Origin of the sequence: Streptomyces poonensis (assembly GCF_014650915.1) — a bacterium.
In the GTDB taxonomy this organism is placed as follows: Bacteria; Actinomycetota; Actinomycetes; order Streptomycetales; family Streptomycetaceae; genus Streptomyces; species Streptomyces poonensis.
Window position 1 is genome coordinate 34,617 of record NZ_BMVW01000030.1, and the last position, 10,097, is coordinate 44,713.

Here is a 10,097-nt window from a genome sequence, read left to right on the forward strand (position 1 = left end):
AGATCAAGACATTGACCGGCTCGGCCGGCAGCCGGAGTGCTCACGGCTGGACACTCCGGTCGACTCGGGGTGCTTCGGGGTGAATGGCACGTGAGGTGTGGTAGCGACTCCCCGGTTCGTTCACCCGGACAAGGCGGTGCCGCTCTCCTCGGCCTCCTACCCGACCTGGTCGGCGACCGTCATCCTGCCGGCCAACACCGGCGTGGAGTACAAGTACATCGTCAAGGCCGCCAACACCCCCGTCGTATGGGAGAGCGGCCCCAACCGCACCACGGTCACCCCGCCGACGGGCACCTACATCACCCACGAGGCCTTCCGTAACTGACCGCCCGCAAGGAGGGCCGGGCGGGCGTACCGCCCGGCCCTCCTCCGGCGGCGCCAGACGTGCTGTTCGGACACGTTGGTGACGGCACGTGGGACAGCTCTGCAACCTGGACACGTCGAGCCCATGAAGCCGGTCGGTCCGGTCGGGCCCGTACGGGTCGAGGTGTGGAGTGACAGTCGTCTGGTGAACGGCGGTGGGTGCCCGGTCGGGCTGACCGGGCACCCACTCGACTTCCCGTGGCCGTCGCCGCGGTCCTGCGGGCCTGCGCCTACATGTGGACGGCGGGTGCCGCCGACTCGTCGTGCCGGGGCACGCCGCGCTTGTAGAGCAGTACGGTCGCCACGATTCCGACGGCGAAGATGGCGGCCGTCCAGGCGTAGGTGGCCGAGTAGCTCTCGACGGAGGCCTGCGCGATCACGGCCTGGGTGCCGTCCGGGTGGGAGGCCAGGTAGTCCGCCGATGCGCTGGAGGCGATCGTGGTCAGCAGGGCGGTGCCGATGGAACCGCCCACCTGCTGCATGGTGTTGACCCCGGCGGAGGCGACACCGGCGTCGTGGTGGGCGACACCGGAGACCGCGAGGTTCATGGCGGTGGCCATGATGAGGCCCATGCCGAGGCCCGTGACGATCAGCTGCGGCAGGACGTGCGTGGCGTAGGAGCTGTCGACGCCGAGCGTGGTCATCCACAGCAGGCCGAGGGCACCGATGGCCATGCCCGCCGGGACGACGGGCTTGGGTCCGACGCGGGGCACGAGGACGTTGGTGGCCAGGATGGTGCCGGTCATCATCGCACCGACCATGGGCAGGAACGCCAGGCCCGTCCTGACGGGCGTGAAGCCCATGATGATCTGCATGTAGTAGGTCAGGAACAGGAACACCCCGAACATCGCGGCGCCGATGAGCAGCACCGAGACGAAGGACGCGCCGCGGTTGCGGTCCGCGAGGACACGCAGCGGCAGCAGCGGGTGCTTCGCCCGGGTCTGCCACCAGGTGAACACGGCGAGCAGCGCCGCTCCCGCCGCCAGGAAGCCCCAGGTCTGCACGGAGGTCCAGCTGTGGGACTCGGCGTTGGCGAAGCCGTAGACGACGCCGAACAGGCCGGCGGAGACCAGGACGGTGCCGGGCACGTCCAGGGCGGCGTCGCGGTTGCGTCCGTCGTGCTTCAGCAGGGCGAAGGCGCCGATGAACGCCACGACGGCGAAGGCGACGTTGACGTAGAGCGTCCAGCGCCAGGTGAGGTACTCGGTGAGCAGCCCGCCCAGCAGCAGCCCGATCGCGCCGCCGGCACCCGCGATGGCTCCGAAGACGCCGAACGCCTTGGCGCGGTCCTTGGGGGCGGTGAACGTCGTGGTGAGCAGGGAGAGGGCGGCGGGGGCGAGCAGGGCGCCGAAGAGGCCCTGGAGCGCGCGGGCGGCCACGAGGAGTTCGAGGCTGGGCGCCGCGCCGCCGATGGCGGAGGCGACGGCGAAGCCGACGAGACCGACGAGGAAGGTGATCTTGCGGCCGAAGAGGTCGGCGATGCGCCCGCCCAGGAGGAGAAGGCTTCCGAACGCGAGCGAGTAGGCGGTGATGACCCACTGCCGGGCGCCGTCGGAGAAGTCCAGGTCGGCCTGGGCGGTGGGAAGTGCGATGTTCACTATGGTCGCGTCGAGCACCACCATGAGCTGCGCGATACCGACGAACGCCAATATCCACCAGCGGTGGTCGGTCTGGCGCGCGCCCGCCGGGGCGGGTGCCCGGGTTGCAGTGGACTGCGACACGGAGTGCTCCTGGAGTCGTAAGTGCGTGAGTGGTGGTGTGGGGGAACGAGGCCCGTCGGACCGGCCTGGATCGGCTCCGGGGCCGCCGGCCCAGCACAGAGATGAAACGGGTCCGTTTCATCCACCATAGCGACCGCCGTGGATGAAACGCAAACGTTCCATGTCGGGGGTCTCTCTCTCCAAGTGGCCGTTGCGACCGGCCAAGTGGGACGGGAAGGCCGGCTCGCGTGGTCCTTCAAGGGCGTGCGGCTCACGACGGGGAGCAGCGCGGCGGACCTGGCCATTCGCTCGGGCCGGTCACTTATTTATTTCTGCTCCCCGGAACTCGGCGGAGGGGAAAAGGGCCGCGTCGACGTATTGACGTGTGTTTTGGTGCCGAATCCACAGTGCCGCCCACTGGAACTCCTGCGACGACGAAGATGCGGGCGGTGCCGGCCCACCCGGCGACCGGTTCGGCGAGGCCGGATCGGCCGCTCTACTGCTGGCGATGTGGGGTCGGCGCCGATCGCCTCCGGGCTGGGGCGTGCGGTGGGACCGGACCAGGATCTCCGCTTTCGTGCCGGCGGTCCTTGGCGTCGGCGTCGCGTGCGTCGCCGTCCTTTTGCTGCGCGGTGTGCGGGAGAAGTCGGTGTCGGCCCTGGCCGTCCGAGGGATGCCGGGCCGCCGGTCAGGTGTTCAGCAGGGCCGGCAACACCCAGTCGTCGATGAACCGGGAGAGGTGGTCCGAGTCGAGGAGGGTCCCGTCGAGCGCGGAGCGGCTCATCACCAGGCTTCTGAAGGCCTGCGGCAGGAAGTCGGCTGCCGCGGGCCGGTGGGTGAGCTCCCCGCGCTCGACCGCTCGGTCGATGAATCGCATGACGTGCTCGGTGTCCGGCTGGAACAGGGCCGTCTGTACGGCGGAGGCCAACTCGTCGTCCGTGAGGATGGCGTGGCTGAGAGCCGCGTACAGCCGACTGTCCTGGGTCGCGTGCTGAGCAAGGCGCTCGGCCACCGTGATCAGGTCACCCCGCAGGCTCCCGGTGTCCACCTCCGTGGGACGTACCGGGCCGCTGCTGCGGATCGCGGCCGAGACCAGGCCGGCCTTGTTCCGCCAGAGCCGGTAGAGAGTCGCCTTGCTGCAGTGGGCGCGCGCGGCCACGTCGTCCATGGACAGGGCCTCGTAACCGGTGTCGCTCAGCGCCTGGAGAGTGGCGGCCAGCACCTCTTGCTCGCGCTCCGCGGTGACCCGCGGCCGCTTGACGGGGGCAGCGGCCTCGTCCGTCGCCACAGACGCCTCCTGGATGAATCGGAACAGTCCCGTACGCAAACTAGGGTGGTACTCGATGAAACGCAAATGTTTCATCGAGTACCGCCCCTGGTCACGTCACCGAGCGCACGGATCTCAGGACCGTTCCACGATGCGTCCCGCCTGCGAGGCCATGTGGCGCAGCCAGGTGTGGGCGGGGTCCCGCTCGTGGGCGGGGTGCCACCACAGGGATTCCAGCAGGTCGCCCAGTTCGAAGGGGAGGTCGGCGATGGTGACGCCCTCGCCGGCGGGGTGCAGGCGGGCGACGCGCTCGGGCATCAGGCCGATGCGGTCGGTGCCGCGCACGAGGTGGGGCACGGCCAGGAAGTCCTCCGTGGTGATCGAGGACCGTATACGTACGCCCTCCTCGGCCAGGCGCGGCATCGTGGACAGCGCCGAGAAGGGGTGCTGGTAGGCGAAGACCCAGGGCCGGCCGGACAGTTGCTCGCGGTCCAGTGGCCGGCCGGCGCTGTCGGAGGAGATCACGCAGACCCAGCGGTCCCGGTAGAGCTGCAGTGTGGGCATGTTCACCAGGACGCCCTGCGGCAGCACGATCGCGTCCACGGCCCGCAGCTGGTCGGAGGCCCGGTGCACGAACTGTGCGGTGCTGTGCTGGAACGTCAGGCGTACGTGCGGAGCCTGTCGCTGGATCAGATCGGCCAGCACCCGCCCGAACACCGGCAGATGGCAGTCCGCCACGACCAGGGTGAACTCGTGCTCCGAATGCTCGGGGTCGAAGTCGGCGCGCGTCTGGAAGACCCGGTCCGTCCAGCTCAGAGCCAATGAGGTCTGCTCGGCGAGGCGCTCGCCCAGGGCGGTCAGCTCGTAGGAGTTGCCCACGCGGGTCAGGAGTTCGTCGTCGAAGTGCCTGCGCAGGCGGGCCAGGGCGGCGCTCAGACTCGGCTGGCTCAGTCCGAGGCGCTGGGCGGCGCGCGTGACGCTGCGTTCCTGCAGCAAGGCGTCCATGGAGACGAGGAGGTTGAGGTCCGGGCTCACGTGCGACCCCTGCCTGGGGTATCAGCTTCATCTATAACGGACATCATCGAATTCAGCTTCCCTGATGAATTTCGGTGCGGCAAGACTAGGGCACCGCGAGTCCAGAGACGTAGCCGCACCGGGCTCCGCGTTCTCGGCAGGGCTTTTCGCCCGCCGCATCGACGCGTTGAAGGTTCAAGAAGGGCAGGGACGCCGATGTCGTCGTTTCACGTTCTCGTCGCCGGTGGAGGAATCGGGGGCCTCTGTCTGGCGCAAGGACTGAAGAAAGCCGGAATCAGCTGCGCCGTCTACGAAGCGGCCCACGGTGTCGTGCGGACCGGATACCGGCTGCACATGAATGCCACCGGCGGCGGTGCTCTCGAGGAGTGCCTCCCGGAGAATCTCTACGAGCTGTACATGCAGACCTCCCGCGTCAGGCCGCGGCGCGAGGTGTTCGTCATGCTGGACGACCAGTGCGAGGAGATCGGCGCGCGCCCTCACATCGGACCGCCGAACGACCCCGACCGCCCGCACACCGCGGTCAACCGGCGCACGCTGCGCCAGATCATGAACACGGGGCTGGAGGACATCGTTCACTTCGGCCACACGGTCACCGGCTACGAGGAGGACGGCGACAAGATCCGGCTGCTCTTCGCCGACGGCACCTCCGCCACCGGTGACGTCCTGATCGCCGCGGACGGACTCCACTCCTCGGTGCGACGTCAACGGCTGCCGCAGATACCCACGGTCGACACCGGCATGCGCGGTGTCGCGGCCGGCGTCCCGCTCACGGACGACCTGGTCACCGCCCTGCCCGAGGCACTGTTCGACGGCTTCGTGCTGGCCCGCTCGGCGGACGGGGTGAATCTCTCCTTCGGTGCCTGGCAGCCCCGCCGCCCCGTGGCCGAGGCCGTCGCGGAACTCGCCCCGGGCGCGGACATCGACCACGTCGAGCCGTACATGATGGTTCACTGCGGCTTCAGCGAGGGAAGCCCCTACCTCGCCGGCATCCCGGACCTGTGGAACGCCACTGCCGAGGAACTGCGTCCCGTGATGCGCGAGGCCGTCCGCGGCTGGCACCCCGGCGTGGTCGAGCTGGTCGAGCGCGTCGACATGTCCACCCTCGCGCCGATGTCGGTACGCCGCCTGGAGCCCGTCGACACCTGGGAGACCGGCCGCGTCACCTTCCTCGGCGACGCCATTCACGCGATGCCGCCCTCGTTCGGCTCCGGTGCCAACACCGCCCTGCGCGACGCGGCGTCCCTGGCCGCCGCCCTCAACCATGCGGTCAACGGCGACGGCGACCTGCTGCAGGAGATCGCCGCCTACGAGAAAGGCATGCGCGCCGAGGTCTGGCCGATCTTCCGCGCCTCGGCCGACCCGCGCTCCTTCGACCAGGCCGACTTCCTGCCGGACTACGTTCCCGTCGCCGGCCGCTGACCCTCCCCGAACCCCGCACACACACAACTTCTGGAGAGCACCATGCCCGTGGTCGAGGACATCGAGTTCACCGTTGACGGCATCACCCTGCGCGGCTGGCTGACCCGCCCGGACGACGCCGAGGGCCCGCTGCCCGTCGTCATCCTCCAGGGCGGTCTCGGCGGCCCGGCCGAGTCGATGAAGTTCCAGGCCCAGGGCTTCGCCGAGCAGGGCCTGGTCTGTCTGGCGTACGACCACCGCTGTACCGGATACAGCGGCGGCGAGCCCCGCCAGCTGTTCGATCCCTGGCAGCAGTGCCGCGACCTGCGGCACATCATCACCCACCTGACCCTGCGCGACGACATCGACGGCGACCGCATCGGCCTGTGGGGGGTGAGCATCGGCGGTGCCAACTCGATGTTCGTCGCCGCGACCGACACCCGCGTCAAGGCCGTCTCCGCCGTCATCCCGCCGGTCAGCGGCTGGAGCGCCCGTAAGCTCCAGCCCGCCGACACCCTCGCGGAGCTGGAGGCGCTGATCCCCGTCGACCGTCAGGCCCAGGCCAAGGGCGAGCCGGCGAGGACCATCCGGCTGCACGGTGAGCCCGCGCCCGGCGACCCGGTCATGTTCAGCGACGAGGAGGGCCTGGAGTTCGTCGAGAACATGATCCACAACCTTCCGAGCTTCAGGAACGCCATCACCATCTCGACCCTGGACCACCTCTTCGAAGTGGAGGTCCGCGCCTACGCCGAGCGCATCACCCAGCCCACGCTGATGATCCTCGCCGGCGAGGACACCGTGGCGCCGGTGGAGGAGGCGCGGGAGATGTTCGAGCGCATCCCCGAGCCGAAGGAACTCATCGAGTATCCGGGCCAGCACTACGAGATCCTCTCCCACCACTTCGGCGAGATCATCGCCCGTTCGGCGAAGTGGATGGCCGAGACGCTCGCCAGGTAGCACCGGGCACCGCACACCGTTACCGCCGCCGCACGCCCGGCCCGTACCCCGGCCGGGCGTGCGGTTCCGCCCCGTGCGTCCATCCGCCACCGGGCGGTCGACCCGCCGGGAGGACCCCAGGACGTGTCCCAGCCCGCTCAGCCGGCTCCCACACCGGGGGAGTGGAGGAAGGTGCTGCTGCCGCTGGCCGGCGGTGCGTTCCTCGTCGTGCTCAACGAGACGATCCTCAGCGTCGCCGTTCGCTACGTGGCTCGACAGCTCGCCCGCGACAGGGTCGTTCTTCGAGCCGGACCGCGGTGGCGTACTTGACCGTCTGGTCGTACTGCTGCTTGATCAGCCGCGCTGCTGGCCCGCGCCGACCGGGTGGTCGTGATCGAAGGCGGGCGCGCGACACGCACCGGCACCCACACCCAACTCGCCGCGTCGGACCCGGTGTACCAAAAGGCGGTCCTGCGATGAGCGAGAGGACTGGCGAGGCCGAGTCGGATGAGCGGGCCGGCGGGGCCGGGACGAACGTGCGGGTCGGCGAGGCCGGGACGAACGAGCGGCTCGGCGAGCAGGCAACACAGGACGTGAGCGAGTTGCTGCCCGTCGCCTCGCCGCGCCGGAGCAGGTCGACTCGCTGACCGACTGCGGGCCCCCGGCTCGTCGGGGGCCCGCAGTCGGTCAGCGGGGCGCCTCCCGCCGAGTCCGGGTCACGGCATCGCCCGCGTGGGCGATCTCCCAGAACCCACCAGGCTGGTTGAGGTCCATGAGCAGAAGCAGCGCCTGCCGCCCGGTCCGACGGTCTCGACGAGCAGCAGATGCTGGTTGGCTTCCCGCACCTTGTGGACGTCGCTCGCTTCGAACAGGGCGTGGTGGGAGACGTTGTCGCCCGACCCGGGCGGGCTCGGCACTCCGCCGAGCCCGCCCAGGTCGGCTCCATACCGGAGCCGGCCCGTTTCATGCCGTCAGCGCCGCAGTGTCAGCAGGCCCGGACGGTAGGGCAGGAGTCCGTAGTCGCCGCCTGAGTTGGGGCTGCGCCCCTGGTAGAGCAACTGCAGATTGCAGGGATCGACGGTCATGGTTTGATCGGCACTGGTGCGGATCAGTTCGCCATGGCTGATGTCGTTGGTCCAGGTGGCGCCACTGTTGGCCTTGCCTGCGAAGGGGTTGCTCTCGGTCGCGGCCTGGGGTGTCCATGAGCCGTTCAGGCTGGTGGCCGTGAACGAGCGGAAGTAGCGGCCCTGCGAGCCGATCGCCTCGACGATCATGAGGTAGCGGTTCTGGCCCTGCAGCTTGTAGACCTGGGGGGCTTCGAACAGGTTGTTCGTCGTATCGCTCATGACCACGGTCGAGGTCGAGCCGAAGCTGCCCGGGAAGTTCCCGATCGGCATACTGGCCCGGTAGATCTTGCCGTTGTCGCCGGCGAAGAACAGGTACATGTTCGTCCCGTCACCGATGAGCGTCTGGTCGATGGGTCCTGTTCCGGAGCCGGAGATGCTTCCGGAGAAGAGCACCTGTTCGGATGACCAGCCATTCGGGTTGGTGGGGTCGCTCGACGTCCGGTAGGAGAAGGCGGTCCCGCCCCACTGGTAGGCGAGCACCCAGATGTTCTTCGGCGCGAAGTAGAAGAGCGTGGGTGCGACGGTGGAATGGGACATGGTGTTCTGGCTGGCCGAGGCCATCTCCGACCAGTCGGTGAACAGGCCGAAGTTCATCGAACCCCACCTCGTCCCCGTGTCGTGCGTGGTCGCATAGACGAGTTGCCTGCCGTTGTAGGGGGCGACGGTGAAGTCCTTGAGCGAGGCCCACCCCTGCTTGGGCTGCGCCAGCGCGCCCGTCGACGACCAGCGGTAGGTCGACGGAAGAGCGCACGAGCCGGGGGTGTCGGCGCCGACCTTGACGAGCTGCCACTGCTGGTTGGTGCCGCCCCAGTCGTCGTACTGGACGATGTTCGCGTTGTCCGCGGTGGAGGCGCCTTGTACTTCGAGAGCCTTGTTGCTGTGGCGCGAGATCAGCCTCACGTAGCCGTCCGAGCTGTCGGCCAGCCGCCACTGCTGGTTGGTGGCGTTCAGATCGGCCCACTGGACGATCGAGCCGCCGTTCGCGCTGGACCAGTTGTAGACGTCCAGCACCTTGCCCGAGTGGCGGGACTTGATGCGGTAGTAGCCGTCCCCGGAATCGACGAACTGCCACTGCTGCTGGTTCTGATCGTTCCTGGTCCACTGGGTGATGCGGGCGCCGTCGCCGGTCGCCATGTTGTAGACGTCCAGGGCTTTGCCGCTGTTGCGGTTGACCAGCACATACGAGGCGTTGGGGTCTACGGTCGCCGCGGCGGCGGGCTGGGCACCGAGGAAGGCGGCCAGGAGCAGCAAGGGCGAAAGGACGGCGAGCAAGCGTCTTGGACGGACTGGGGACGCGTGACTAAACCACATCAGAGGGCCTCCTTGGGGGCGGGGGAGGTGGCGCCGATGAACCGCGGAGCGGCCGGGCCGGGACAGAGACGATCTCGAAACTTTCGAACGGTCTCCGAATCCTTCGACGTCACAAGCTAGGAATGTGAGGCCCCCCGGTCAAGATCTGTCGCAGATCTGTCCGCAAACGGTTTCTCCCCTTCGGGCTTGACAAGCTGTCGCGCCGACCGGGAACACTCCGGAAGTTCGCGGTGCGGCTCGCCATCCAAGGGTCTGCGTCGGCGAGGAAGGCGCGTGAGCGGCGTCCGCACACTCGCCCCGGTCCCGGCCTCGGGCCCTACGGCATCCGCCGACGGCGGCGGGTGCAAATGCACCGTCCGGCTCGACGGGCTTCGAATGTTTCGGGACGTGAACGGAAACTTTTCCTGCGAGGAGTATTGACGGGCCACCGTCAATCCCTCAATCATCCCTGTCTGGAGTACCGACTACAGATCGAAATTTCGAACGCGTTGGTCTTGAGTGGACTGTGCTGCACGGCAGATCCACGCATCGGCTGCACGACAGATCCGTGCACCGAAGCACCTGCGTCACCCCGTTTCGTTCCGGTGAGGTTCGCCCCGGCGCATCCTGGCTGTCCGTGCAGTCGGAGAGGTACGCGACGCCGCGTGACGGTCCCCCGGCTGAGCCGCGATGGAGTACTTCCGTGCCTGTGCCCAAAGACCGTGGCCGTCCGCCGTACGTCACCCCGGCGGCCGACCGGGTGCCGTCCGTGCCAGTTGCGATCCTGCCGGTCCCATGACCGCGGTGTCGGGTGATTCCCTGCTGCCCAGGTTCCGGCCTGCCCCGTCCGTCTGCCGAGTGGGAGCGGACGACGCTGCCCCCTGCGCTTCAGTCATTCCGTAATTCCTACCTTGGAGGCACAGTCATGGGCTTGTACGCCCTTCCCGGACCCGCTATGCGCCCGAAGGTCCGCGGTCTGCT

Annotated in this window: 10 protein-coding genes; 5 read left to right on the forward strand and 5 right to left on the reverse strand. The window is 68.7% G+C overall.

The window, feature by feature from the left end; all coding sequences use genetic code 11:
- The first annotated feature begins 97 nt into the window (after positions 1-97).
- Complete coding sequence (locus IE242_RS36725) at positions 98-325, forward strand: carbohydrate-binding module family 20 domain-containing protein (RefSeq protein WP_189867316.1); 228 nt, start codon at positions 98-100, stop codon at positions 323-325.
- A gap of 268 nt (positions 326-593) precedes the next feature.
- Here IE242_RS36725 and IE242_RS36730 read toward each other — a convergent pair whose 3' ends face one another.
- From IE242_RS36730 to IE242_RS36740, 3 genes are all read right to left on the reverse strand, one after another.
- Complete coding sequence (locus IE242_RS36730) at positions 594-2,084, reverse strand: MFS transporter (RefSeq protein WP_229859975.1); 1,491 nt, start codon at positions 2,082-2,084, stop codon at positions 594-596.
- A 667-nt stretch (positions 2,085-2,751) separates the two neighbouring features.
- On the reverse strand, positions 2,752-3,351 hold the full coding sequence (locus IE242_RS36735) for a TetR/AcrR family transcriptional regulator (RefSeq protein WP_229859978.1): 600 nt from the start codon (positions 3,349-3,351) through the stop codon (positions 2,752-2,754).
- A 114-nt stretch (positions 3,352-3,465) separates the two neighbouring features.
- On the reverse strand, positions 3,466-4,365 hold the full coding sequence (locus IE242_RS36740) for a LysR family transcriptional regulator (RefSeq protein WP_229859981.1): 900 nt from the start codon (positions 4,363-4,365) through the stop codon (positions 3,466-3,468).
- A 195-nt stretch (positions 4,366-4,560) separates the two neighbouring features.
- On the opposite strand from IE242_RS36740, the gene IE242_RS36745 reads away from it, so the two are divergent.
- From IE242_RS36745 to IE242_RS36760, 4 genes are all read left to right on the forward strand, one after another.
- Complete coding sequence (locus IE242_RS36745; protein ID WP_189867320.1) at positions 4,561-5,784, forward strand: FAD-dependent oxidoreductase; 1,224 nt, start codon at positions 4,561-4,563, stop codon at positions 5,782-5,784.
- Between the two features lie 42 nt (positions 5,785-5,826).
- Positions 5,827-6,720 (forward strand): alpha/beta hydrolase, encoded by an 894-nt coding sequence (locus IE242_RS36750; protein WP_189867322.1) that lies wholly within the window; start codon positions 5,827-5,829, stop codon positions 6,718-6,720.
- Between the two features lie 171 nt (positions 6,721-6,891).
- On the forward strand, positions 6,892-7,029 hold the full coding sequence (locus tag IE242_RS36755; RefSeq protein ID WP_189867324.1) for a hypothetical protein: 138 nt from the start codon (positions 6,892-6,894) through the stop codon (positions 7,027-7,029).
- Positions 7,030-7,175: 146 nt separating this feature from the next.
- Positions 7,176-7,346, forward strand: a complete 171-nt coding sequence (locus IE242_RS36760) for a hypothetical protein (RefSeq protein ID WP_189867326.1) — start codon at positions 7,176-7,178, stop codon at positions 7,344-7,346.
- A gap of 69 nt (positions 7,347-7,415) precedes the next feature.
- Here the strand turns inward: IE242_RS36760 and IE242_RS38750 are convergent, their stop codons facing one another.
- Together IE242_RS38750 and IE242_RS36770 are read right to left on the reverse strand one after the other, a co-directional pair.
- Positions 7,416-7,616, reverse strand: a complete 201-nt coding sequence (locus IE242_RS38750; RefSeq protein WP_268249546.1) for a non-reducing end alpha-L-arabinofuranosidase family hydrolase — start codon at positions 7,614-7,616, stop codon at positions 7,416-7,418.
- Positions 7,617-7,670: 54 nt separating this feature from the next.
- Entirely contained in the window at positions 7,671-9,137 is a 1,467-nt protein-coding gene (locus tag IE242_RS36770; protein ID WP_189867328.1) for a non-reducing end alpha-L-arabinofuranosidase family hydrolase, read from the reverse strand.
- Positions 9,138-10,097 lie beyond the last annotated feature (960 nt).